Raw genomic sequence first — 25206 nt, forward strand, 5'->3', positions numbered from 1 at the left:
GACGCTCGGATTTTTCGTATATCCGGGCGTCACGAGCCTGCGTTAGTCTGACCGTTCATTGCTGTCTGCCGAGCTTTCCATGCCTGACCTGCTAGACCGCTACCCGCTGACGGCGGGCACCTATCACGAACTGCTCGACGACAGCGGCGCTGTGCGCCCGCACTGGCGCCGGCTGTTCGACCAATTGCAGCGCAGCACACCGGCGCAACTGGTGCAGCGTCAGGCATTGTTGACCCGGCAGATTCAGGAAAACGGTGTGACCTACAACGTCTACGCCGATCCCAAAGGCGCAGACCGACCGTGGGAACTGGACCTGCTGCCCCATGTGATTGCAGCGGATGAGTGGGATCATTTGTCCGCCGGTATTGCTCAACGGGGGCAATTGCTCAATGCGGTTCTGGCGGACCTGTATGGCCCGCAACGGCTGATCGCCGAAGGTCTGTTGCCGGCTGAGCTGATATTCGGACACAACAACTTCCTCTGGCCCTGTCAGGGCATAAAACCGCCTGACGGGGCATTTCTGCATCTGTATGCCGTGGATCTGGCGCGCTCGCCCGACGGCCGCTGGTGGGTGACCGCGGACCGCACGCAAGCGCCGTCCGGAGCCGGATATGCGTTGGAAAACCGCACCATCGTGTCCCGTGCGTTTCCCGAGTTGTACCGTGATTTGAAGGTGCAGCATCTGGCTGGATTCTTCCGCACGCTTCAGGAAACGCTGGTCCGGCAAGCGCCCTGTGGCGATGAGTCACCCTTGGTGGTATTGCTGACACCGGGGCGCTTCAATGAAAGCTATTTCGAACATCTGTACCTGGCCCGCCAGCTCGGTTACCCGCTGGTGGAAGGTGGCGATCTGACGGTTCGCGATGCCACGGTCTACTTGAAAACATTGAGTGGCCTGCGTCGGGTGCACGCAGTCATGCGTCGGCTGGATGATGATTTCTGCGACCCGTTGGAGCTGCGTACCGATTCGGCCCTGGGCGTTCCTGGCCTGCTTGACGCTGTACGGCAGGGCAGGGTGCTGGTAGCCAATGCTCTTGGGAGTGGCGTGCTGGAGTCCCCAGCGCTGTTGGGTTTTTTGCCGAAGATCAATCAGTTCCTGTTCGGCGAAGATCTGATCCTGCCGTCTATCGCAACCTGGTGGTGCGGTGAAGCGCCCGTGTTGGCCCAAGCATTGGAAAAACTCCCGGAATTGCTGATCAAGCCCGCGTTCCCCTCCCAGAGCTTCGCGCCGGTCTTTGGGCGTGACTTGAGTGAAAAACAGCGCCAGGAGCTCACCCTGCGCATGCAGGCACGGCCTTATGCCTACGTCGCGCAAGAACTCGCGCAATTGTCCCACGCGCCGATCTGGCAGGCTGACGACGGTCAGCTGCAACCCCGGGCCATTGGCATGCGCATGTATGCGGTGGCGAGTCGGGAGGGCTATCGGGTGCTGCCGGGCGGTTTGACTCGCGTGGCCGCCGAAGCGGATGCCGAAGTGGTGTCGATGCAACGCGGCGGTGCAAGCAAAGACACTTGGGTGTTGGGTGATCGTCCACCCAGCGGCGAACAATGGAAAGCCCAGCGCAATATTGGCGTGCATGACCTGGTGCGGCGCGATCCGTATCTGCCGTCGCGGGTAGTGGAAAACCTGTTCTGGTTTGGCCGCTACTGCGAACGCTGCGATGACAGTGCCCGTTTGTTGCGCATCATGCTCGCGCGCTATGTGGATGGTGATGACCCGCAAGCCCTGCAAGCCGCGGTCGATCTCGGCGAGCGACTGATGTTGTTGCCGGATGAAGGCGAGCTTCCTGAACGACTGCTGGCGGCGTTGCTTGGCGATGACTGGCCGTTCAGCCTGCGTTCCAATCTGCAACGCTTGCAGTGGGCGGCGTCCCAGGTGCGCGGCAAACTTTCCAGGGAAAACTGGCAGGCACTGGTGGAGTTGCAACGCGAGGCCATGGAGCTGGAAACCGAAGAGCCGGATTTCGGCGAGTTGCTGGATTTTCTCAATCGATTGGTGATGTCACTGGCTGCACTGTCCGGGTTTGCGCTGGATGACATGACTCGGGATGAGGGGTGGCGATTCCTGATGATTGGTCGGCGGATCGAGCGCCTGCAATTTCTCAGCGGCAGTCTGGCGGCGTTCCTTCGTGGGACCGAAACCTTCGATCAGGTTGGGCTGGAGTGGCTGCTGGAGCTGGGGAACAGTAGCATCACCTACCGCTCACGGTATCTGGCGGTGGCGCAATTGATCCCGGTGCTTGACCTGTTGTTGCTCGACGAACAGAACCCACACGCCGTGCTGTTTCAATTGAAACTGGTGACCCGAACCGTCAAGCGCCTGAACGACGATTTCGGCGCACCGCGTGAAACGGTGTTGCCGCATTTGGCTGAACGCCTGGCGCGGTTCGACCTGGGCTGTCTTGAGAACTCGCTGTTTGGTGAAGCGAGCGTTCACGCTGCCATCGAAGGGCTGGCCGAACTGCTGCAAGAAATCGCCGACGCCAGCAGCCAGGTCTCGGATCGCCTTGCGCTGCGGCATTTCGCCCATGTCGATGATGTCAGCCAACGTACGGTGTCCGTCTGATGAGTGCTCATTATCAGATTTTTCACGACACTCACTACCACTACGACACGCCGGTTTCCCTTGCCCAACAACTGGCCCATTTGTGGCCACGTGAGTGTGCGTGGCAGCGCTGCACCGACCGGCAATTGCAGATCAGCCCGCAGCCGACGTCGCGCCGCGATGAGCTGGATGTCTTTGGTAACCCGCTGACGCGGCTGGCGTTCGAGCGTCCGCATGATGAGCTGCTGGTCAATGCGAGTCTCACGATCGAAGTGTTGCCTCGGCCGGCGTTGGATTTCAGCCAGTCTCCAGCATGGGAAGACACCTGCAGTACATTGACTTACAACAGTCAGCCTCTGTCGCCCGAACGGCTAGAAGCTTGCCGTTATCGGTTTGAATCACCTTATGTGCACCTGAAACGTAACTTCGTCGAGTTTTCCGAAAGTTGTTTCCCGGAGGGGCGGCCGCTGCTACTGGGCGTTCAGGCCTTGATGGAGAAAATCTTCAGCGAGTTTACCTTTGATGCCGAAGCGACTCAGGTGGCGACGCCGCTGGTTGAAGTGCTGGAGCGTCGGCGTGGTGTCTGTCAGGACTTCGCCCACCTGATGCTCGCCTGCGTACGCTCTCGTGGTTTGGCTGCGCGGTACATCAGTGGTTACTTGCTGACGCAGCCGCCACCCGGTCAGCCACGCTTGATCGGGGCCGATGCGTCGCATGCCTGGGTGTCGGTTTTTTGCCCCGAGTTGGGCTGGGTGGACTTTGATCCGACCAACAACGTGCAGCCGGCGCTGGAGCACATCACTTTGGCGTGGGGGCGGGATTTTTCCGATGTGTCGCCGTTGCGGGGCGTCATTCTGGGAGGAGGGAATCATGACCCGGAAGTCCGCGTCACCGTGATGCCACTGAATTAACGCTGGTCCCCTGTAGCAGCGAGCTTGCTCGCGAAAAACCCGAGAGCGCCGGGGTGTCAGGCTTGCAGCGTTATCGTTAACGACCATCGCGAGCAAGCTCGCTCCTACAGAAGAGGGCCGGCAGCAAAACTGCCAACCCTGGACACAGATCCGGTGGGCCTGATCAGGTTATCGGGCCCGGAGGGTCTCAGGCGTCGGGCGCCTGATCTTTCGGTGCATCAACATCATCTTCCGCTGCCACTTCACCCTCTGGGTTCAGTGCCGTTTCTTCAGCTGTAGCTTTCTTGCGCTGAAGCTTTTCCTCTTTCTTCTGCTCCTTGGCCAAGTCTCTCTGACGTTTGGCGAAGGAATAATTGGGTTTAGCCATGGGCGATCCTCTGGGGTCGAAGGTGAGGTTGAGCGGCGCATATTCTGCCCTGTATCGGTGCCGAGCCGTTAGCTGGGTTTTTGCTCGGCCCATTTAGGCGCTACAGAAGGTTGCCAGGCATTCAGGGCGTCGAGCAGGGTTTGCGGTGATTCGCTCATTTGCAGCATGTCACGGTGCTGCCCGCGAACGAAGCCTTCGCCGACGATATGATCGAGAAAAGACGTCAATTTGTCGTAGAAACCGTTCACTTCCAGCAATCCCAGTGGTTTGCCGTGGTAACCGAGCTGACCCCAGGTCCAGACTTCGAATAGCTCTTCCAGCGTGCCAAGTCCGCCGGGCAGGGCGATAAAGGCGTCGCTGAGTTCTGCCATTCGCGCTTTGCGTGCGTGCATGCCATCGACGACTTCCAGGCGAGTCAGACCGCTGTGACCGATCTCCTTGTCCTTGAGGCTTTGCGGAATGATGCCGATCACTTCACCGCCGGCCGCCAAGGCTGCATCGGCGACGATACCCATCAGTCCTACGGCACCGCCGCCGTACACCAGGGTCAGCTTGCGCTGGGCCAATGCCTGGCCCAAGGCAATGGCGGCTTCACGATATGCCGGATTGGTGCCGGTGCTGGCACCGCAAAATACACAAACGGATGCTAAAGACATGCCTTACTCCATGCTAGATCAGGGCCACAGAGTAAAGGCAGGCGTGCAACGCTCCAAGCGCTAAACTTCGCGATTGAACGTTTCGTACGTTCCGCTGGCACCGCAGGCGTAGGCGGCCAGCAAACTGCACAACAGGCTATTGACGGACATGGCAGATGCTCCGATAAATGATGTCCGTCGGATCATAGGGCCGGATTAGACGCCTGGCTGGTAGATTCTTTCGATAGGTGTCATAGCCCAAAAGTTGTATACAATTTTTGATTCAAGTCATATGAACTTGCGAAGTTTTCAGGCAGTCTTCTGTCCATTAGCGTTTTCTTAAACCCTGCCTTGGAGATTCACCATGTTTGCCAAACTTGTTGCGGTATCCCTGCTGACACTGGCGAGCAGCCAACTGATGGCTGCCGAGTGCAAGACTACTATCGACTCCACCGACCAAATGACCTTCAACACCAAGGCCATTGAAATCGACAAGAGCTGCAAGACGTTCACCGTCGAACTGACCCACTCCGGCAGCCTGCCGAAAAACGTCATGGGTCATAACTGGGTGCTGAGCAAAGAAGCCGACATGCAGCCAATCGCGACGGATGGCCTGAGCGCCGGCATCGACAAGAACTACCTGAAAGAAGGTGATGCCCGCGTCATTGCCCACACCAAGGTCATCGGCGCCAAGGAAACCGATTCGGTGACCTTCGATGTATCCAAGCTGGATGCCGCTGAAAAATACGGTTTCTTCTGCTCGTTCCCAGGCCACATCTCGATGATGAAAGGCACTGTGACCCTGAAGTAATCAGGCACACCGCGTCATCGTTCATCGCTGGCAGGCCAGCTCCCACAGGTTTTGTGAACGACACAAGTCACTGTAGGAGCTGGCTCGCCAGCGAATGGGCCAAAAGCATCAACGCATGTTTTGGCCAAAGAAAAAGCCCGCTGAAGCTCAACACTTCAGCGGGCTTTTTCATTCATTCACGCCTCAAGGCGCAAACGGCATCACACGCTTGTGGTGCGTCTTGTTGTACGTGTCGACGATGATCCTGAATGCTTCCTCACGCACCGTTTCGCCGTGCAGGAACGCATCGATCTCGGTGTAGGTCACGCCGTGGGACGCTTCGTCCGGTTTACCGGGGGACAGGTCTTCAAGGTCCGCCGTCGGGATTTTCTCCACCAGGGATTCAGGCGCACCGAAGCTGCGAGCAATAGCCCGCACCTGGTTTTTCACCAGGCCACTCAGTGGCGCCAAGTCGCAAGCGCCATCACCGAACTTGGTAAAGAACCCCATCACCGCTTCTGCCGCATGATCGGTGCCGATCACCAGGCCATGAGCCGCACCAGCGATGGTGTATTGGGCAACCATGCGCATCCGCGCCTTGGTGTTGCCGAGGACGAAGTCCACCGAGACGGCATGCTTGCCTTCAAACGCCGCTACTTCATTGGCCAGGGATTTGACTGCCGGGCCGATGTTCACGGTGTGACGCTCATCCGGCTTGATGAAATCAACCGAAGCTTGGGCGTCGTGTTCATCGAACTGGGTTTCGTAGGGCAGGCGCACGGCAATGAACTTGTAGCCTTCTTCGCCCGTGCGTTGGCGCAATTCGCGCATGGCACGTTGGGCCAGCAGGCCAGCGGTCAGGGAGTCGACGCCGCCACTGATGCCCAGCACCAGGGTTTTCAATCCGGAATTGACCAGACAATCCTGGATAAAGGTCACTCGGCGAGCGATTTCGACCTCAAGGGCGGCCTCATCGGCGAACGGCGGCTGGACCTTGAGCTGTTCAGCAATCTCACGCTGTACGGCTTGCATGAATTCACTCCTTGCTTGATGGACTGGAAAGGGCGGCAGGAACCTGGAAAACGTGTCGCAAGTAAGCGACGAAATTCGGGTCCTTGCAGTGAGTCTTGCCGGGCTCGTCGGAGATTTTCGCTACCGGTTGGCCATTGCAGGCGGCCATTTTAAGCACGATGCTCATCGGTTCGACACCCGGAATGTCACACGTCAGGTTGGTGCCGATGCCGAAGCTGACATTGATGCGACCACGCAGCGCGCGGAATATCTCCAGCGCCTTGGGCAGAGTCAGGCTGTCGGAAAAAGTCAGCGTCTTGCTCATCGGTTCGATGCCGAGCCTGTGATAGTGCGCGATGGCTTTTTCCGCCCACACCACCGGATCACCAGAGTCATGGCGCAAACCGTCGAAAAGCTTGGCGAAAAACAGATCGAAATCGCCGAGAAATGCATCCATGGTGATGCAGTCGGTCAGAGCGATCCCCAGCAAGCCACGGTATTCGCGAACCCAGCAATCGAGGGCGGCAATCTGGCTGTCGATCAGACGCGGGCCAAGTTGCTGATGCGCCATGATCCATTCGTGGGCCATGGTCCCCAGCGGCTTCATGTCCAGCTCCCGGGACAGGTGCACGTTGCTGGTGCCGACGAAGCGGCCGGGAAAGTCGTGCTTGAGCACGTTGACCACTTCTTCCTGTACGCGATACGAAAAGCGACGGCGCGTACCGAAGTCGGCTACCTGCAGTTCCGCCAATTCATCGCTGCTGGCGTTGGCGTTCAGCCAGTCGAACTTGCGATAGAGCTGTTCGCGAGCCTGCTCCAGGACAATTTCACGGTAGCGATAGCGATTGCGCACTTCGCTGACGATCGCCAGCAGTGGTACTTCGAACAGGATTACATGCAGCCACGGGCCACGCAGGCGGATGAACAATTCACCGTTTTCGATGCCCGTGTGGATGTAGCGCAGGTTGAAGCGAAACAGCCCGAGAAAGCGCAGGAAATCTGGTTTGAGAAAGCTGATGCGCTCCAGAAAGTTCAACTGGTCAGCGCTAAGGCTCAGTTCGGCGAGGCGCTCGATCTGAAAACGGATTTGCGCAAGGTATGGACGCAAATCCTCACTGTTACGGCAACGAAACTCCCATTCGACTTCCACGTTCGGGTAGTTGTGCAGCACCGCCTGCATCATCGTCAATTTGTAGAAGTCGGTGTCGAGCAGGTTCTGCACGATGCGATCGGCAAATACACTCTCGCTCATAACGGGAATCTCCAGCGTTGCAGCGGTATTGATCAGTGGCGCTAGTGGCGCATATCCCAGACAGGGATTACCAGCATTTTTTCGACAAACGCAGACCCTTGTAGGAGCTGGCTTGCCAGCGAAGAGGCAGGCACATCCAATATGAATGTCGATTGAAAGACCGCCTTCGCTGGCAAGCCAGCTCTTACAAGGTGATGGCGCCCATCAGGTTGCTTCCGGGCTATCGATCTGCTCCAGCATCCATTTCACAAAATCGCGCACCTTTGGCACTTCCGCCGAGTGCTCCGGATACGCCAGGAAATAGGCGTCGCTGCTGGGCATTGCATGCTGCCAGGGAATGACCAACTTGCCGTCAGCGAGTTCTTCTTCCACCAGGAAGCGGGGCAGCAACGCCACGCCACAGCCGACCTGAGCGGCGCGGATGCACATGTAAAAGGTTTCGAAGCGCGGACCGTGATAGCTGTGTTCGGTGTGGTAGCCCTGATGTTCGAACCAGTCGTGCCAGGCCTGGGGGCGGGAGGCGTTCTGCAGCAGTACGAGGTCGGCCAATTGCGTCGGATCGGTAAACGGTTGGGTTGGCAAGCTGCCCGGGGCGCATACCGGAACAAGCTCTTCGCCGAACAGTTTCAGGCATTCGGTGCCCGGCCGTGAACCCTGACCGAAGTAGAACGCCAGGTCGCTGCGCCCTTGCAGCAGATCATCCGCTTCCTGCTCGCTGCACAGGTCCAGGTGAATCGATGGATGACGCAGGCGCCAGCCTTTCAAGCGCGGCACCAGCCACCGTGCGCCGAACGTGGGTGGCGTCGAGACACGCAGGACTTCGGTCTCTCCGCCATAGGAGCGAAGGTAATGGGTCGACATCTCGACCTGTGTGAGTATTTTTCGTACTTCAACCAGATACAAATCCCCGGCCGGAGTCATTTGCAGGCGACGGCGTACCCGGCGAAACAGCAGGTGTTGTAGCAGCTCTTCGAGTTGCGCGACCTGCTTGCTGACAGCGCTCTGGGTCAGGTTCAGTTCTTCGGCGGCCCGGGTGAAGCTCAAATGCCGGGTCACGGCTTCGAAACACTGCAACGCAGCGATCGATGGCAAGTAGCGTTTATTGAGCATGGGCGGTCCTTTGTTCTTGTCTCTTTATTGCCAGCAATGCACAGCATGAATAAACGGAATGATATCTCTCTTAAAGGTCGTTTGTTGAGTAACCTCCGGGGAGCTAAAACTACAGGTCTGATCAGCCGTGATATTCCGGCTGCACCTGTTCCGTTTTTTGCTTGAGGAGTGACCCATGGTTGCCGCATTGCTTGATCGTCTTGGTGTGAACCCGGCCCTGTACCAGAACGGCAAAGTGCCGGTGCATTCGCCGATCGATGGCAGCAGGATCGCCGCCGTGAACTGGGAAGGCGCCGCTGAAGTCGAGCAGCACATCAGTCGCGCAGATCATGCGTTCGAGCTGTGGCGCAAGGTTCCGGCACCGCGCCGTGGCGAACTGGTCCGGCAACTGGGGGACATTCTGCGTGAATACAAGGCTGACCTTGGCGAGCTGGTGTCGTGGGAAGCCGGCAAAATCACCCAGGAGGGCTTGGGTGAAGTTCAGGAAATGATCGACATCTGCGACTTCGCCGTCGGCCTGTCCCGCCAGTTGTACGGCTTGACCATTGCCTCCGAGCGTCCTGGTCACCACATGCGCGAAACCTGGCATCCGCTGGGCGTTGTCGGCGTGATCAGCGCGTTCAATTTCCCGGTCGCGGTCTGGGCGTGGAACGCCACGCTGGCGCTGGTCTGCGGCAACCCGGTGATCTGGAAGCCGTCGGAGAAAACCCCGCTCACCGCCCTGGCCTGCCAGGCGCTGTTCGACCGCGTGCTGAAGAATTTCAGCGATGCGCCGCCACACCTGAGTCAGGTGATCATCGGTGGTCGCGATGCCGGTGAGGCGTTGGTCGACGATCCGCGTGTCGCGCTGGTCAGCGCCACGGGCAGTACCCGCATGGGTCGTGAAGTGGCGCCGAAAATCGCCGCGCGTTTCGCTCGCAGCATTCTCGAACTGGGCGGCAACAACGCGATGATCCTCGGCCCAAGCGCCGATCTGGACATGGCTGTTCGCGCCATTCTGTTCAGCGCCGTTGGCACCGCCGGTCAACGCTGCACCACCTTGCGTCGTTTGATTGCCCATGAGTCGGTAAAGGACGAAATCGTCACCCGCCTCAAGGCCGCATACGCCAAAGTGCGCATTGGTCATCCGCTGGAAGGCAACCTGATCGGCCCGCTGATCGACAAGCAAAGTTTCGACAACATGCAGGATGCTCTGGAACAGGCCTTGAGCGAAGGCGGCCGAGTGTTCGGTGGCAAGCGCCAGCTGGAAGACAAATTCCCGAACGCCTATTACGTATCGCCGGCCATCGTCGAAATGCCGGAGCAGAGCGAAGTGGTCTGCCACGAAACCTTCGCACCGATTTTGTACGTGGTCGGTTACAGCGATTTCCAGGAAGCCCTGCGTTTGAACAACGCCGTGCCTCAAGGCTTGTCCTCCTGCATCTTCACCACCGACGTGCGTGAAGCCGAGCAATTCATGTCGGCGGTGGGCAGCGATTGCGGGATCGCAAACGTCAACATCGGCCCGAGCGGTGCCGAAATCGGTGGCGCATTTGGTGGTGAGAAAGAGACCGGTGGTGGCCGTGAGTCGGGCTCTGATGCATGGCGCGGCTACATGCGTCGACAGACCAATACCGTGAACTACTCGCTGGAGTTGCCGTTGGCGCAGGGCATTACGTTCGATTAAGTATTGATTGTGAAGCTGGAAAGATTGCAGCCTGCGGCAGCTCCTACGGGACTGTGACTGGCTGCGATTTTGTAGGAGCTGCCGCAGGCTGCGATCTTTTGGCGGCGACAACGAGGTGAGTTAGGATTCTGTTGGAGTCTGGCAATGCCGTTACGCGAAGAGTGTCTGTGGGAAAAATTGACGCCGCAAAGGCCTGACAACGCGGCGCTCAAAGGTGAAGTGACCGCCGATGTCTGTGTCATCGGCGCCGGGTTCACCGGTCTGTCGGCGGCAGTGCATTTGCTGGAGCAGGGCAAGACTGTGTGTGTGCTGGAAGCCCATCGCGCCGGTCATGGCGGATCGGGACGCAATGTCGGACTGGTCAACGCCGGGATGTGGATTCCCCCGGACGAGATCGAGGCCGGATTCGGCGAGGCGGTGGGCAGCCAGCTCAACCGCATGCTGGGCGCGGCGCCATCGCTGGTGTTCAGCCTTGTGGACAAGTACAACATCGATTGCCAGTTGCGTCGCGAAGGCACGCTGCACATGGCGCATAACGCCCGTGGCGAAGCCGACTTGCGCAGTCGTGAAGAACAATGGAAACGCCGCGGTGCGCCGGTAGAGTTGCTCACCGGCCAGGCCTGCGAGCAAGCCACCGGCACGAAAAAGATCGCCGCCGCGCTGCTCGATCGCCGTGCCGGCACGCTCAACCCGATGGCCTACACCACGGGGCTGGCCAAAGCGGCCATCGGCCTGGGTGGTCAATTATTCGATCATTCCCCGGTTACCCGACTCGAACGTCAGGGCCAGCGCTGGTCTGTGCAAACCGACCAAGGCTCGGTCATGGCCGAAAAAGTGGTGATTGCCTCCAATGCCTACACTGAAGGCGACTGGACGGAACTGCGGCGCAATTTTTTCCCCGGTTATTACTACCAAGTGGCGTCGGTGCCGCTGACTGAAGACGCTGCGCAGCAGATTCTCCCCGGCGGTCAGGGTTCCTGGGACACCCGGCAGGTTCTGAGCAGTATCCGTCGAGACGAGGACGGACGTCTGTTGCTCGGCAGCCTCGGAAATGGCAATCAGAAGCCTGTGTGGTTTCTAAAAGCCTGGGCCGATCGGGTTCAGCAACACTATTTCCCCTATCTGAAACCGGTTGAATGGGAATGCACCTGGACCGGTTGTATCGCCTTTACCCCCGATCATTTGATGCGTCTGTTTGAACCCGCGCCCGGTTTAGTGGCAGTCACCGGTTACAACGGCCGGGGCGTGACCACGGGAACGGTGGTCGGCAAAGCTTTTGCCGATTACCTGTGTAACGCAAATCCTCAAGCGCTACCGATTCCTTTCGCGCCCATGCAGCCATTGGCCGGAGTAGGGTTGCGCAGCTGTCTGTATGAGGCGGGATTCTCGCTGTATCACGCAGGCCAGTGCCTGCGGATAGTGATCTGAAGGCTGATTTTTACAGTGGGAAGCGGCGCTTTTTCGATCTGCAGCTAGCCTGTAGTGGTGCGGGTTGTAGCAGTCTCGCACCAGCAGTGTGCACTTCGGTGACGCACGTTGTTACAGGCTGGTTGCACGTCGTTTAAAGCCGCGGTTGCAATGATGGCGCAGTCGGGTTGCGCCTCAAAAAAATAATGGTTTTACCTTCCGCGGTTTAGACGGTTGCACGCCCAATGAAAATGGGATCGAAACAGTCGAAATAACAAGAAAGCAGCGACTTTTTTCAGAATAAAAAACCGATGGCACGGCCCTTGCTCTGAGCATTCAGAGAAGTCGCAGTGCCAATTAAAAAAACCATGGAGCACCACCTCATGTCCCAGACGTTTTACAAGAAAGGTTTTCTGGCCCTCGCAGTGGCAACTGCGCTGGGTGTTTCTGCGTTTGCTCAGGCTGACATCAAGATCGGCGTAGCGGGACCAATGACAGGCGCCAACGCGGCATTTGGCGAACAGTACATGAAGGGTGCACAAGCGGCGGCCGATGCGGTCAACGCGGCAGGCGGGGTCAACGGGGAAAAAATCGTACTGGTCAAAGGCGATGACGCCTGCGAACCGAAACAGGCTGTAACGGTCGCCAAAGACCTGACCAACCAGAAAGTCGCCGGCGTGGTTGGTCACTTCTGCTCCTCGTCGACCATCCCGGCCTCCGAGATCTACGACGAAGCAGGCATCATCGCCATCACTCCAGGCTCCACCAACCCAGCTGTGACCGAGCGAGGCCTGAGCGCCATGTTCCGGATGTGCGGGCGTGACGACCAGCAAGGCATCGTGGCCGGCGACTATATCGTCGACGTGCTCAAGGGCAAGAAAGTGGTCGTGCTGCACGACAAGGACACCTACGGCCAGGGCCTGGCGGATGCCACCAAGGCTCAACTGGTCAAGCGCGGCGTAACCCCGGTGCTGTATGAAGGCCTGACCCGTGGCGAAAAAGACTTCAGCACCATCGTGACCAAGATCCGCGGTGCCGGCGCTGACGTCGTCTACTTCGGTGGCCTGCACCCGGAAGCCGGTCCTCTGGTGCGTCAACTGCGTGAACAAGGCCTGAAAGACGTCAAGTTCATGTCCGACGACGGTATCGTGACCGATGAACTGGTGACCACCGCTGGCGGTCCGCAATTCGTTGACGGCGTGCTGATGACCTTCGGCGCCGACCCACGCATGCTGCCAGACAGCAAGACCGTGGTAGACGCTTTCCGCAAGGCCGGTACCGAGCCTGAAGGCTACACCCTGTACGCCTACGCTTCGGTCCAGACCCTGGCCGCAGCCTTCAACGGCGCCAAGTCCAACAAGGGCGAAGAAGCGGCTGCATGGCTGAAGAAAAACCCGGTCAAGACCGTCATGGGCGAGAAGACCTGGGACAGCAAGGGCGACCTGAAAATCTCCGACTACGTGGTTTACCAGTGGGACAAGGATGGCAAATACCACCAACTGGAAAAACAGAAGTAAGGGCTGACCCGATCAGAGCTCCCCGATGAACCTTTGTAGGAGCCGGCTTGCTGGCGAAGGCGGACTTGCAGGCGACATTTTTGTCGACTGTTCAATCGCTATCGCTGGCAAGCCAGCTCCTACAGGGGCCGGTGAGGGCTGCCTGATCGTGTCTGACATTGCTCCGACGTATATCTGTATTTTCCTTAGAAGAACCGCACACCCACAGGTGTGCAGGGTCTCATTGCGTGAGATTGCGTTATGGATGGTATTTTCCTGCAGCAACTGGTCAACGGCCTGACCCTCGGGTCGGTCTATGGCCTGATCGCCATCGGCTACACAATGGTCTATGGCATCATCGGCATGATCAACTTCGCCCACGGCGAGGTTTACATGATTTCCGCTTACCTCGCGGCAATCAGTCTGGCTCTGCTGGCTTACTTCGGTATCGAATCTTTCCCGCTGTTGATGCTTGGCACCCTGATCTTCACCATCGTCGTCACGGCGGTGTATGGCTGGGTCATCGAGCGTGTCGCCTACAAACCCCTGCGTAACTCCACCCGACTGGCACCGCTGATCAGCGCCATCGGTATTTCGCTGATCCTGCAGAACTATGCACAGATCGCCCAGGGCGCGAAGCAACAAGGTGTCCCAACCTTGCTGACGGGGGCCTGGCGTGTCGAGGTCGGTACAGGTTTTGTGCAGTTGACCTACACCAAGGTCTTCATTCTGGTCGCCGCGTTTGTCGGCATGGCCGCGCTGACCTACATCATCAAGTACACCAAGCTCGGCCGCATGTGCCGTGCAACCCAGCAAGACCGAAAGATGGCTTCGATCCTGGGAATCAACACCGATCGGGTGATTTCCTACGTGTTCATCATCGGTGCAGCGATGGCGGCCCTGGCCGGCGTGCTGATCACCATGAACTACGGCACATTCGACTTCTATGCCGGTTTCATCATCGGGATCAAGGCGTTCACCGCCGCGGTGCTCGGCGGGATTGGCTCACTGCCCGGCGCGATGCTCGGCGGGATCATCCTCGGGATTTCCGAGTCGCTGTTCTCAGGTCTGGTCAACTCGGACTACAAAGACGTTTTCAGCTTCTCGCTGCTGGTCCTCGTTCTGGTCTTTCGGCCCCAAGGCCTGCTCGGCCGTCCTCTTGTGTCGAAGGTGTAAGCGATGTCCTCAACCACTAAAAAAACCATTGATGTCAAAAAAAGCCTGGTTGACGCGATTCTTGCCGGTCTCATTGCCCTGATCGTGTTCGGGCCGATTGTCGGCGTCGTGCTCGATGGCTACGGCTTCAACCTGGAAACCACGCGGGTGGCGTGGATCGTTGCCATCGTCATGGCCGGGCGTTTTGCCTTGAGTCTGTTCCTGCAAACCTCCAAAGGGCTGAAAATCCTCGAAGGTTTTGAATCTACCGGCTCTGGCGTTCATGTGCTGCCGCCTGACTACAAGACCCGGCTGCGCTGGGTTATCCCACTGATCATTGTGATTGCCGTGGTGTTCCCGTTTTTCTCCAACTCCTACTTGCTGGGCGTGGTCATTCTCGGGTTGATCTACGTTCTGCTGGGCCTGGGGCTGAACATCGTGGTCGGATTGGCCGGCCTGCTCGACCTGGGTTATGTGGCGTTCTACGCGATTGGTGCCTACGGTCTGGCGCTCGGTTATCAGTACCTCGGACTGGGCTTCTGGACAGTGCTGCCACTGGCAGCGATTACCGCTGGCCTCGCCGGCTGCATCCTCGGTTTCCCGGTGTTGCGTCTGCACGGTGACTATCTGGCGATCGTGACCCTGGGCTTTGGTGAAATCATCCGTCTGATCCTCAACAACTGGTTGTCGCTGACCGGCGGCCCGAACGGCATGCCGGCGCCACTGCCAACGTTCTTCGGTCTGGAGTTCGGAAAGCGGGCGAAGGATGGCGGCGTGCCGTTTCACGAGTTCTTCGGCATCGCCTACAACCCGGACGTGAAGTACTACTTCATCTATGCCGTGTTGTTCCTGGTGGTACTGGCCGTGCTGTACATCAAGCATCGTCTGGTCAAGATGCCGGTCGGTCGCGCCTGGGAAGCCCTGCGTGAAGACGAAATCGCCTGTCGTTCGATGGGTCTGAACCACGTGCTGGTCAAGCTTTCGGCATTCACCATCGGTGCCTCGACCGCCGGCCTTGCAGGAGTGTTCTTTGCCACTTACCAAGGCTTCGTCAACCCGACCTCGTTTACCTTCTTCGAATCGGCCCTGATCCTCGCCATCGTGGTGCTGGGCGGTATGGGGTCGACCATCGGCGTGGTGATCGCTGCCTTCGTGCTGACCGTCGCCCCTGAACTGCTGCGCGGCTTCGCCGAATACCGCGTGCTGTTGTTCGGCATCCTGATGGTGTTGATGATGATCTGGCGACCGCGCGGCCTGATTCGGATCAGCCGTACCGGTGTGACACCGCGTAAAGGAGTAGCGCCATGAGCGAAGTCGTACTCTCGGTAGAGAAGCTGATGATGCACTTCGGCGGCATCAAGGCGTTGAACGATGTCAGCCTGAAGGTCGAACGCAATTCGATCTTCGCCCTGATCGGCCCCAACGGTGCCGGCAAGACCACGGTATTCAACTGCCTGACCGGGTTCTACAAGGCCTCCGGCGGCAAGATCGAACTCAATGTGCGGGGCGAGCGGACCAACGTCATCCAACTGCTGGGCGAGTCGTTCAAACCGACCGATTTCGTCTCGCCGAAATCCTTCGCCAGTCGCCTGTACTACAAGATGTTCGGTGGCACCCACCTGGTCAACCGAGCAGGCCTGGCCCGTACCTTCCAGAACATTCGCCTGTTCAAGGAAATGTCGGTGCTGGAAAACCTGCTGGTTGCGCAGCACATGTGGGTCAACCGCAGCATGCTCGCCGGCATCCTCAACACCAAGGGCTATCGCAAGGCCGAGAGCGATGCGCTGGATCACGCGTTCTACTGGCTGGAAGTGGTGGACCTTGTGGACTGCGCCAATCGTCTGGCCGGCGAATTGTCCTACGGCCAGCAACGCCGTCTGGAGATCGCCCGCGCCATGTGCACACGTCCGCAGATCATCTGCCTGGACGAACCGGCTGCTGGCCTCAACCCTCAGGAAACCGAAGCGCTGAGCGCAATGATCCGGCTGCTGCGTGACGAGCACGATCTGACCGTGGTGCTGATCGAACACGACATGGGTATGGTGATGAGTATTTCCGACCACATTGTGGTGCTGGACCATGGGGTCGTCATTGCCGAGGGTGGCCCTGACGCGATTCGCAACGACCCGAAAGTGATTGCCGCTTACCTTGGCGCCGATGAAGAGGAGCTCGTATGACTAACGGTGCCATCCTCGAACTCAAGGAACTGGACGTGTTTTACGGGCCGATCCAGGCCCTCAAGAAAGTCTCGCTGCACATTAATGAAGGGGAAACCGTCAGCCTCATCGGCTCCAACGGCGCCGGCAAGTCGACCCTGCTGATGTCGATCTTCGGGCAGCCGAGGGCAGCGGACGGGCAGATTCTCTATCAGGGCGTGGACATTACCCACAAGTCGTCCCACTACATTGCCTCCAACGGCATCGCGCAGTCGCCAGAAGGACGGCGAGTGTTCCCCGACATGACCGTCGAGGAAAACCTGCTGATGGGCACCATCCCGATTGGGGATAAGTACGCGAAGGAAGACATGCAGCGCATGTTTGAACTGTTCCCTCGCCTCGAGGAGCGGCGCACTCAGCGTGCGATGACCATGTCCGGCGGCGAGCAGCAAATGCTCGCCATCGCCCGAGCCTTGATGAGCCGGCCCAAGTTGTTGCTGCTCGATGAGCCGAGCCTTGGCCTGGCACCGATCGTGGTGAAGCAGATCTTCGCCACCCTGCGCGAACTCGCCAAGACCGGTATGACCATCTTCCTGGTGGAGCAAAACGCCAACCATGCACTGCGGTTGTCGGACCGGGCGTACGTGATGGTCAACGGCGAAATCCGCATGACTGGCACCGGCAAGGAGCTGCTGGTCAACGAGGATGTGCGTAACGCTTATCTCGGCGGGCATTGAGTTTCAATCGTTATGCACAAGCCCTGGCGCGCAATCGCCGGGGCTTTTTTATACCTCCCCAACACCACTGAACCCATTAGGAGCGAGCCTGCTCGCGAAGATCTCCAGGACAACGCGTTTATCCAGGATGTTCGCGTTATCGTTGACATCCATCGCGAGCAGGCTCGCTCCTGGAGGGGGGGGGGTGGTATGCCCGATGGACATTGTGGAAAACAATATTCCAAAGCTCCCAAACCGCGACATAAAGCCGCTGCAAATAGTTGTTTTGTCACAGTTTTGACTTGTCCCCGTTTGCTGTGGAACCGACTGTGAATAACATGGGGGTAGCAGGCTGAAAGCCTTTGAATACAAGGCTTTCAAGGGTGTGGTTGTTTTTTGATCAGGTATTTTTGCGTAGCCGGGAGACTGCTTTGTCAACCTTTTTGTTAGCACTGAAAATGCACTGCCAGACCGCTGGCAAGCCTGTGGATAAGTCTGTGGTTAAACTCTGGAAAGACCCCGCTGAAGGCCGTAGTTACTGGCTTGGCGCCATCGCTGAGTTGACCGGCAAGTCGAAAAATTAATCGTTGGCTACACAGCGAGTGTTTTGAGGTCAAGCAAAAAAGTTTTCAATTCCTGCGCAAAGCCTTGTGGACAGCGGCTTGCAGCTTTTCCATTTGCCCCCAAAGACTGTGGACCGGCCTGTGGATAACGTGCGTGCACATGGCTGCAGGCCACGACCGGTAAGGCATGGCGAGAATTGATTGTTTTTTATACAGTTGGCGCGGTGGTTGCCGCTGTGGAAAAGGCCGGGCATGCTGCCTGCTGACTTTCTATTTCAATGGCTGGCGATCAGCCGATGCAAGGAGAACACGATGTCCGACACCCTGTTTATTACCGGCGCGACTTCCGGTTTTGGTGAAGCCTGTGCCCGTCGTTTTGCCGAGGCCGGCTGGAAACTGGTGCTGACGGGCCGTCGTGAAGAGCGCCTGAATGCACTGTGCGCCGAGCTGTCGAAGCAGACCGAGGTCCATGGCCTGGTGCTCGATGTGCGTGATCGCAAAGCCATGGAGGAGGCGATCGCGAAGTTGCCGCCAACCTTCGCCAAGCTGCGCGGGCTTATCAACAACGCAGGCCTGGCGTTGGGTGTTGACCCGGCACCGAAATGTGATCTGGACGATTGGGACACCATGGTCGATACCAACGTCAAAGGCTTGATGTACAGCACTCGCCTGCTGTTGCCGCGCCTGATCGCCCACGGTCGTGGCGCCGGTATTGTCAACCTGGGTTCCATCGCCGGTAACTATCCGTACCCGGGCAGCCACGTGTATGGCGCGACCAAGGCGTTCGTCAAACAGTTCTCACTGAACCTGCGCTGCGACCTGCAAGGCACGGGCGTACGTGTCAGTAACATCGAACCGGGCCTGTGCGAAAGCGAGTTCTCCCTGGTGCGCTTTGCTGGTGACCAGGAGCGCTACAACGCAACCTACGCCGGTGCCGAGCCGATTCAGCCGCAGGACATTGCTGACACGATCTTCTGGGTGCTCAACGCTCCGGCGCACATCAATATCAATAGCCTGGAACTGATGCCGGTCAGCCAGACCTGGGCCGGGTTTGCCATCGAGCGCAAGTCTTAATATCCAGTAACGACCTTTTGCGAGCAGGGGATCTGTTAACACCAGAGAACCCGTGTGGGAGCGGACCTGCTCGCGAAAGGGGCGGATCAGACACGCTGGACTTCAGCTAGACTCCTCACCCATCAATCTCGCCGCATCCTGCGGTCTAGAGGTGTTCGAGGAGACCAAGTGCGCAATCGAGAAGAGCAGCTACTGCTCAAACAATCGACATTTCTGATGCTCCTGGTGACATTCGCCGGAATCATTACCGGTTTTGTTTCAGGTTCCCAATCGATCCTGTTCGATGGTTTCTTTTCGTTAATCGCGGCCTTCATCAAGGTGTTGATGCTGCTGACCGCCCGGCTGATCGCCAAGGAAAGCAATCAGCGCTTCCAGTTCGGTTCCTGGCACCTGGAACCCATGGTGCTGGTGATCGAAGGCTGTTTCATATTCCTGGTGGCCGTCTATGCGTTTCTCAACGGTGTGTTCGGCATCATCAATGGAGGTCGCGAGGTCGAGCTCGGACTGGTGATTCTCTACGCGGCAGTGTTCACCGTCGTTGAATTGATTTACTTCTTCTACGTCCGTCATCGCAATCGCACGCTCAACTCATCGCTGATCCAGTTCGACAACATCAGTTGGCTGGTGGACGCGATGCTGTCGGCGGGACTGCTGGTGAGCTTTCTCATAGCACTGCTGCTCAAGACGCAGGGTTACGACAAGTGGGCGGTATATGTCGACCCGATGATCCTGATTCTGCTGGCCTTGGGCATGCTCCCCCCGGCTTACAAAATCCTCGGCCCCGCCCTGCGCGATGTGTTGGGGATTGTCCCGGATCAACTGGACGACAAGGTGCGTCAGGTGATGGAGGTGGCCAAGGTCGAGCATGGATTCGAAGATTACATTTCCTACGTGCAGAAGCACGGCCGAGCGTGCTTTATCGAGATTCACATCGTATTGCCAAAGGATTATTGGCTCGACGGTGTGGGGCAACTGGACAGTTTGCGCGAGGAAATTTCCACAAACCTCGGCGAACCAGACGCCGCACGATGGCTGACGATCAGCTTTACCGGAGACCGCAAATGGATCGAGTGATTGGATTCCTCCTCGTCACACCAATCAGGCGAGGTATTCGGCCAATCCGCGATAACAGGTCGCCAAGTGATAAGGCGTGGTCGACGGCATGTCGCGTCGGCTGACTTCACCGCCATCGTCACGGCATTCGTACCAGCCACCAGCATGCAGGGAGCGCTGCTGTAGCGCCTGCAATTGATGCAGCACAGCGGCCTCGCTGTTTGGGCGCAAGGTCAATGCGCGCAAGTATTCGGCTTGAGCCCAGATGCGCTGTGTGCCATCCCGAGTGCCACCGCCCGGCCCAAGGTCAAGCATGGCCCGCACGGCACCGGTCTGCTGATCGACACCCAATTGCTCGGTGAAAGCGAACGCACGCTGCAGGGAGTCATGCAGTTTCGAGCCACGCAGCAGGTTGGACGACTCCAGCAAGAAGTACCACTCGAACTGGTGTCCAGGCTCGAACCAGTTATCCACAGAGCCCAGTGGTTTCTCCATCAACACGCCATGCTGCGAGTCGATGAAGCGTGCTTGCATCGCGGTGCATAACTCGACAAGCGCCTGCTGTACGGCATGATCTTCGCGTACAGACAAGGTAGCGAGAAAGGCTTCGGCCAAGTGCATCAGCGGGTTTTGCAGGGGGCCACTGTCGAGCGATGACCAGTCGCGGTCAAGCGTGGCTTCGTACAGGCCGTCGCCTGTGGCAAAACGTTGCGCGATCACTTCCAGTGAAGCATTGAGTACCGACTCCACCAATGGTTCGCGGACCTTGGCCCAGTAATGGGCACAGGCGAACAGGATGAACGCGTGGGTGTAGAGGTCTTTGCGCTGATCCAGCGGCGCACCCTGCGGGTCGATGCTGTAGAACCAGCCGCCGTGCTCGGCATCGTGAAAGTGCCGCTGCAGGGAGCGGAACAACGCAGCGGCACGCTCTTCGGCGCCCGACACCTGGCCAATCAGGCTGGCAAACAGATACAACTGCCGCGCACAGGCCATGGCCCGGTAACGTTGCGGTGCAAGCGGTTGGTGCTCGGCGTCGAGCGCCTCATAGGGCAGCGCCAGATCGGCGTTCCAGCCCGGGCCTTGCCAGAGTGGCACTATGACGTCCAGGAAGTGCTGTTGCACCGAGGCGAACAGGGCGGTCAATTCAGGCTGGGAGGCGGTGCGGGAAACAGGCGGCATTGGCTGGCGTCGTCACGGCAGGGTTGATTGCGCGACATGTTAGCAGAGAGGCCGACTCGATGGATCCTCGTAGGAGCTGGCGCAGGCTGCGATCTTTTGATGTTGATTTTGAATGCAAGATCAAAGATCGCAGCCTGCGCCAGCTCCTACGGGGAGGCTCGTTAGCCCGCCAGCAACCACGCGCCGGTCGCCGCCGAAGCCCCGCCGGCCAGTCGGATCAGTGGCGCAGCTGCTTGCGGCAACACCCGCACCACGGCATAACCCGCCGCGTGCAACGCTGCTGTGGCCGCGACAAAACCAGCGGCATAAGTCCAGGGGCTCGACATGTCCGGCAGTTCCAGTCCATGAGCCACGCCGTGGAACAGCGCAAACAACGCTGTCGCCATAACCGCCATCACCAATGGCGGGCGCACCGCCAGCGCAACCGCCAAACCGAGCGCCAACACGGACGCCGCAATCCCGCTTTCCAGCGCCGGCAGGTTCAACCCGTCAAACCCGAGCATCCCTCCCACCAACATCGAGCCGACGAAGGTGCATGGCAGTGCCCAGCGCGCAGTCCCTTGTTGCTGCGCCGCCCACAGGCCAATGGCGAGCATCGCGAGCAAGTGATCGAGCCCGCCAATCGGATGGCTGATGCCCGCGATCAGACCGTTGTCGCCGTGCCCTGGGTGGGCGAAGGCAATGGTGGGGGTCAGCAGAAGGGTCAGTGCGCCGAGAATGCGATTGAGTGTCATGGAAAAGCTTCCTTGTTGATAAGTGGCGATCAGGCGGCGGTCAGCAAGCCTTGGCGTTCGATGAAGGCGATGATTTCTTCAAGCCCCTGGCCGGTTTTCTGGTTGCTGAACACAAAGGGCTTGCCGTTGCGCATGCGTTTTGTGTCGCTGTCCATCATCGACAGCGAAGCACCTACCAACGGTGCGAGGTCGATCTTGTTGATCACCAGCAAATCGGATTTGCAGATCCCCGGACCGCCTTTGCGCGGCAGCTTGTCGCCGGCCGACACATCGATCACGTAAATGGTCAGGTCAGACAGTTCCGGGCTGAAAGTCGCCGAAAGGTTGTCGCCACCGGACTCCACCAGAATCAGATCGAGGCCCGGAAAGCGACGGTTCAATTGATCCACGGCTTCGAGGTTGATCGAGGCGTCTTCGCGGATGGCCGTGTGCGGGCAGCCACCGGTTTCCACGCCGATGATGCGCTCGGGCGCCAGGGCCTCGTTGCGCACCAGAAAATCCGCGTCTTCGCGGGTGTAGATGTCATTAGTCACGACGGCCAGGTTGTAGCGTTCGCGCAGGGCCAGGCACAGGGCCAGGGTCAGGGCGGTTTTGCCGGAACCGACCGGACCGCCGATACCGACGCGCAGAGGTTGTGCGTTCATGTGATTCTCCATAATAAAAGGCCCTAGGAACGGAACAGGCGGCTGTATTGGCGCTCGTGGGCCATACACGCCAGGGACAAGCCAAACGCGGCGCTGCCGTAATGATCGGGATCGATTCGAGTGGCGTTCTGTTGAGCTTGTTGAAGCAGCGGCAGCAGTTCGCTGGTCAGGCGTTGGGCGGCTTGCTGACCCAGGGGAAGGGTTTTCATCAGCACCGCCAATTGGTTTTCCAGCCAGCTCCAGAGCCATGCGGCCAAGGCATCTTGCGGGGTGATCAGCCAGGCGCGGGCGGCCAACGCCCAGCCCAGGGCCAGATGCGGTTCGGCACGCTGATCGAGGAAGGTGCGGGCCGGCTCATCGAGTTCGGGTAAACCGTTGAGCAACTGCTGAAGCGAGTAGCCCATCTGTCGGCTCTCCTGATGAAGCTCGCGGGTTTCACGACTGGCGCGGTGTTGCTCGCAGCGTTGCAGCAATTCGTCCCAGTTTTCCTCATGCGCCGCAACGCAATGGGCAAGCAACAACGGCGCCTCGAAGCGCGCCAGGTTCAGTAACAACTGATCGCTGATCCAGCGTCGGGCGCTGTCGGGATCGTGCACGCGGCCGTTATCCACCGCCATTTCCAGGCCTTGGGAATAGCTGTAGCCGCCAATCGGCAATTGCGGACTGGCCAGGCGCAGCAGGGCCCAGGCCGGGTTCATGTGCGCACGCCGAACTGGTGCAGTTTCGGCGCGTAGTTGAAATCTTCATCGCCATGACGCGAATGGTGATGGCCGCCGCCGTAGGCACCGTGCTCCGGCTGGAATGGAGCTTCCATGTTTTCGGCGCAGGCGCCCAGTTGTTCGAGCATGGCCTTGAGCACGTAGTCGTCGAGCAGACGCAGCCAGCCATCGCCGACTTGCAGGGCGACATGGCGGTTGCCCAGATGATAGGCGGCGCGGGTCAGTTCGAAGGCGTTGGCGCAGGTGACGTGCAGCAGTTGTTCGGGGCGTGCGCAAACGCGGACGATGCGCCCGTCCTCGGCTTGCAGGTATTCGCCGTCATGCAAGGGCGGTTGACCACGCTCCAAAAACAACCCGACGTCTTCGCCCTCGGCACTGAAGCAGCGCAAACGGCTTTTGCTGCGGGCTTCGAACGTCAGGTGGAGTTCGGCAGCCCAGGCGGGTTGAGGGTCGATTCTGCGGTGAATCACCAGCATTGGGAGGCTTCCAGCAATGAACAATGTTCAGGCTAGAGCAAGGTGCTTGCCAATCGGGGTGATGTGTAGGAAATGGCTGTCGGAGGTGTGGGGAAGAGTTACTGCTGGGGGGGAAATCGTGGCAGATGTTGGTGCGCTCTGGAATCTTCTGCACCAATTTGCGGCATTTACTCGGTGCTGCCGAGCCCTTGCCAGTGCTTCAGACCGATGAAGATAAAGCGCAGTTGCTGAGTTATTTTCGCTTGGGGTGTCAAATGCTCGGGCAACGCTTCGATCGGTGGATCGATGATGTCCGGCAGGGTAGCAAACACGCTTTTGACGATCAGATCGGCCATGACGCTCAGGGCGGCAATGTCCAGGTGTTGCAGTTTCGGCATCAGCGACAGGTCGGCTGCCAGGTCCGAGCTGATGTCTTCGCGCAATCGCCCGATAGCCTTTCGCACCGGCTGCGAGCCGCCGTATTGCTCACGGGCAAGAAACAGAAATTGCGAGCGGTTGGCGCTGACCACGTCGAGAAATATCCGTACCGAGGCATCGATGATGCCGCCCATCACGAATTCGTTGTGGCGAACCAGGCGGATGGTTTCGCGAAAGGTCTGGCCGACTTCGCTGACCAGAACCAGACCCAGCTCATCCATATCGGCGAAATGCCGGTAGAAACCGGTGGGCACGATGCCGGCGGTTTTCGCCACTTCGCGCAGGCTCAGGCTGCCGAATCCTCGGCCGCCATCCATCAAGCGCCGGGCAGCGTCCATCAGGGCGTTACGGGTCTGTTGTTTCTGTTCGGCGCGGGGCAGCATCGCAAGGGTGTTTTCTGGACAAGGACAGCGGCGCACTCTAGCAAATCGGCTTTACTGGCGTCGAACGACTATCGAAGGGATCACGCGGGGAAGTGCTGCTATCAACTGAACCGCCAAAAAGTCAAAAGCCCAATCCGTTGATTGGGCTTTTTTTCTGAGCGGCCATGGGGCTTAGCTCAGAGCGCTGTTGCGTTCGATCACACGATCACCACCGCCTTCAGCGAGCGTTTGACCTTGTGGGGTACGGTCGGATCCATCAGCAGCCAGAGTCTGGCCCTGTGGCGTGCGGTCCGAGCCGTCAGCAGCCAGGGTCTGGCCTTGTGGCGTGCGGTCCGAGCCGTCAGCAGCCAGAGTCTGGCCCTGTGGCGTGCGGTCCGAGCCGTCAGCAGCCAGAGTCTGGCCCTGTGGCGTGCGGTCCGAGCCGTCAGCAGCCAGGGTCTGGCCTTGTGGCGTGCGGTCCGAGCCATCAGCAGCCAGGGTCTGGCCTTGTGGAGTACGGTCAGAACCATCGGCAGCCACGGTTTGGCTGAACACCGAGTGACTGGCTTTTACTTGTGGGGTTGCCTGTTCAGCGGCAGGCAGAGCGAAGGCGGTGCCGGCCAGCATCGAGAGTGTAAGGCTAAGAAATATTTGGCGTTTCATGATTGTTGTGCTCCTTGGGAGTGCTGGAAAGTGGGTACGAGGGCAATGCTACTCTCGATAAGTCGATATAAAAGTTCATAAACGCAATGGTAATAATCAACAGAA

Annotated in this window: 24 protein-coding genes; 12 read left to right on the forward strand and 12 right to left on the reverse strand. The window is 58.8% G+C overall.

Annotated features, from left to right (window positions below; genetic code table 11):
- Positions 1–79: 79 nt before the first annotated feature.
- Together AD668_RS01710 and AD668_RS01715 are read left to right on the forward strand one after the other, a co-directional pair.
- Positions 80–2566: a circularly permuted type 2 ATP-grasp protein gene (locus tag AD668_RS01710; protein ID WP_053153729.1), complete on the forward strand. Its 2487-nt coding sequence runs from the start codon at positions 80–82 to the stop codon at positions 2564–2566.
- Positions 2566–3456: a transglutaminase family protein gene (locus tag AD668_RS01715; protein WP_053153732.1), complete on the forward strand. Its 891-nt coding sequence runs from the start codon at positions 2566–2568 to the stop codon at positions 3454–3456. The genes AD668_RS01710 and AD668_RS01715 overlap by 1 nt, the downstream gene beginning before the upstream one ends.
- A 187-nt stretch (positions 3457–3643) precedes the next feature.
- Here AD668_RS01715 and AD668_RS01720 read toward each other — a convergent pair whose 3' ends face one another.
- Positions 3644–3823 (reverse strand): hypothetical protein, encoded by a 180-nt coding sequence (locus AD668_RS01720; protein WP_053153734.1) that lies wholly within the window; start codon positions 3821–3823, stop codon positions 3644–3646.
- Between the two features lie 68 nt (positions 3824–3891).
- A complete protein-coding gene (locus AD668_RS01725) occupies positions 3892–4479 on the reverse strand; it encodes a TIGR00730 family Rossman fold protein (protein WP_053153737.1) in 588 nt (195 codons plus the stop codon).
- Between the two features lie 343 nt (positions 4480–4822).
- Here AD668_RS01725 and azu point away from each other — a divergent pair, with 343 nt between their 5' ends.
- On the forward strand, positions 4823–5269 hold the full coding sequence (azu, locus tag AD668_RS01730) for an azurin (protein ID WP_053153739.1): 447 nt from the start codon (positions 4823–4825) through the stop codon (positions 5267–5269).
- A 183-nt stretch (positions 5270–5452) separates the two neighbouring features.
- Here the strand turns inward: azu and nadE are convergent, their stop codons facing one another.
- From nadE to AD668_RS01745, 3 genes are all read right to left on the reverse strand, one after another.
- Positions 5453–6280, reverse strand: coding sequence for an ammonia-dependent NAD(+) synthetase (nadE, locus tag AD668_RS01735; protein ID WP_053153742.1), 828 nt, complete (start codon positions 6278–6280; stop codon positions 5453–5455).
- 4 nt (positions 6281–6284) lie between these two features.
- Positions 6285–7511, reverse strand: a complete 1227-nt coding sequence (pncB, locus tag AD668_RS01740; RefSeq protein ID WP_053153745.1) for a nicotinate phosphoribosyltransferase — start codon at positions 7509–7511, stop codon at positions 6285–6287.
- A 204-nt stretch (positions 7512–7715) separates the two neighbouring features.
- Complete coding sequence (locus tag AD668_RS01745) at positions 7716–8621, reverse strand: LysR family transcriptional regulator (RefSeq protein WP_053153748.1); 906 nt, start codon at positions 8619–8621, stop codon at positions 7716–7718.
- 175 nt (positions 8622–8796) lie between these two features.
- Here AD668_RS01745 and AD668_RS01750 point away from each other — a divergent pair, with 175 nt between their 5' ends.
- The 9 genes from AD668_RS01750 (at position 8797) to AD668_RS01790 (ending at position 19928) form a co-directional block, all read left to right on the forward strand.
- Entirely contained in the window at positions 8797–10287 is a 1491-nt protein-coding gene (locus AD668_RS01750; RefSeq protein ID WP_053153751.1) for an aldehyde dehydrogenase family protein, read from the forward strand.
- Positions 10288–10431: 144 nt separating this feature from the next.
- Positions 10432–11715: an FAD-binding oxidoreductase gene (locus AD668_RS01755; protein WP_053153754.1), complete on the forward strand. Its 1284-nt coding sequence runs from the start codon at positions 10432–10434 to the stop codon at positions 11713–11715.
- A 362-nt stretch (positions 11716–12077) separates the two neighbouring features.
- Positions 12078–13211, forward strand: a complete 1134-nt coding sequence (locus AD668_RS01760; RefSeq protein ID WP_053153757.1) for an ABC transporter substrate-binding protein — start codon at positions 12078–12080, stop codon at positions 13209–13211.
- Between the two features lie 240 nt (positions 13212–13451).
- On the forward strand, positions 13452–14366 hold the full coding sequence (locus AD668_RS01765; RefSeq protein WP_046819754.1) for a branched-chain amino acid ABC transporter permease: 915 nt from the start codon (positions 13452–13454) through the stop codon (positions 14364–14366).
- A gap of 3 nt (positions 14367–14369) precedes the next feature.
- Positions 14370–15653, forward strand: coding sequence for a high-affinity branched-chain amino acid ABC transporter permease LivM (gene livM / locus AD668_RS01770; RefSeq protein WP_053153760.1), 1284 nt, complete (start codon positions 14370–14372; stop codon positions 15651–15653).
- Positions 15650–16522 carry an ABC transporter ATP-binding protein gene (locus AD668_RS01775; protein ID WP_053153763.1) on the forward strand — a complete coding sequence of 291 codons (873 nt, stop codon included), beginning with the start codon at positions 15650–15652 and terminating at the stop codon, positions 16520–16522. Before livM ends, AD668_RS01775 begins: the two co-directional genes overlap by 4 nt.
- Positions 16519–17238, forward strand: a complete 720-nt coding sequence (locus tag AD668_RS01780) for an ABC transporter ATP-binding protein (RefSeq protein WP_053153766.1) — start codon at positions 16519–16521, stop codon at positions 17236–17238. The genes AD668_RS01775 and AD668_RS01780 overlap by 4 nt, the downstream gene beginning before the upstream one ends.
- 854 nt (positions 17239–18092) lie before the next feature.
- Complete coding sequence (locus AD668_RS01785; RefSeq protein WP_053153769.1) at positions 18093–18854, forward strand: SDR family oxidoreductase; 762 nt, start codon at positions 18093–18095, stop codon at positions 18852–18854.
- A 168-nt stretch (positions 18855–19022) separates the two neighbouring features.
- Positions 19023–19928, forward strand: coding sequence for a cation diffusion facilitator family transporter (locus AD668_RS01790; protein WP_053153773.1), 906 nt, complete (start codon positions 19023–19025; stop codon positions 19926–19928).
- Between the two features lie 24 nt (positions 19929–19952).
- Here the strand turns inward: AD668_RS01790 and AD668_RS01795 are convergent, their stop codons facing one another.
- The 7 genes from AD668_RS01795 to AD668_RS01825 form a co-directional block, all read right to left on the reverse strand.
- Positions 19953–21086: an AGE family epimerase/isomerase gene (locus AD668_RS01795; RefSeq protein WP_053153776.1), complete on the reverse strand. Its 1134-nt coding sequence runs from the start codon at positions 21084–21086 to the stop codon at positions 19953–19955.
- A gap of 161 nt (positions 21087–21247) precedes the next feature.
- A complete protein-coding gene (locus tag AD668_RS01800) occupies positions 21248–21820 on the reverse strand; it encodes a HupE/UreJ family protein (protein WP_053153779.1) in 573 nt (190 codons plus the stop codon).
- Between the two features lie 29 nt (positions 21821–21849).
- Positions 21850–22464: an urease accessory protein UreG gene (gene ureG / locus AD668_RS01805; protein WP_053153781.1), complete on the reverse strand. Its 615-nt coding sequence runs from the start codon at positions 22462–22464 to the stop codon at positions 21850–21852.
- Between the two features lie 23 nt (positions 22465–22487).
- Positions 22488–23162 carry an urease accessory protein UreF gene (locus AD668_RS01810; RefSeq protein ID WP_053153784.1) on the reverse strand — a complete coding sequence of 225 codons (675 nt, stop codon included), beginning with the start codon at positions 23160–23162 and terminating at the stop codon, positions 22488–22490.
- Positions 23159–23659 carry an urease accessory protein UreE gene (gene ureE / locus AD668_RS01815; protein WP_053153786.1) on the reverse strand — a complete coding sequence of 167 codons (501 nt, stop codon included), beginning with the start codon at positions 23657–23659 and terminating at the stop codon, positions 23159–23161. Before ureE ends, AD668_RS01810 begins: the two co-directional genes overlap by 4 nt.
- Before the next feature lie 167 nt (positions 23660–23826).
- Positions 23827–24459: a TetR family transcriptional regulator gene (locus AD668_RS01820; RefSeq protein ID WP_053153789.1), complete on the reverse strand. Its 633-nt coding sequence runs from the start codon at positions 24457–24459 to the stop codon at positions 23827–23829.
- A 171-nt stretch (positions 24460–24630) separates the two neighbouring features.
- Positions 24631–25101, reverse strand: a complete 471-nt coding sequence (locus tag AD668_RS01825; RefSeq protein WP_053153792.1) for a hypothetical protein — start codon at positions 25099–25101, stop codon at positions 24631–24633.
- Between the last annotated feature and the right edge of the window lie 105 nt (positions 25102–25206).

The organism is Pseudomonas sp. P1.8, assembly GCF_001269805.1.
Taxonomy (GTDB): Bacteria; Pseudomonadota; Gammaproteobacteria; order Pseudomonadales; family Pseudomonadaceae; genus Aquipseudomonas.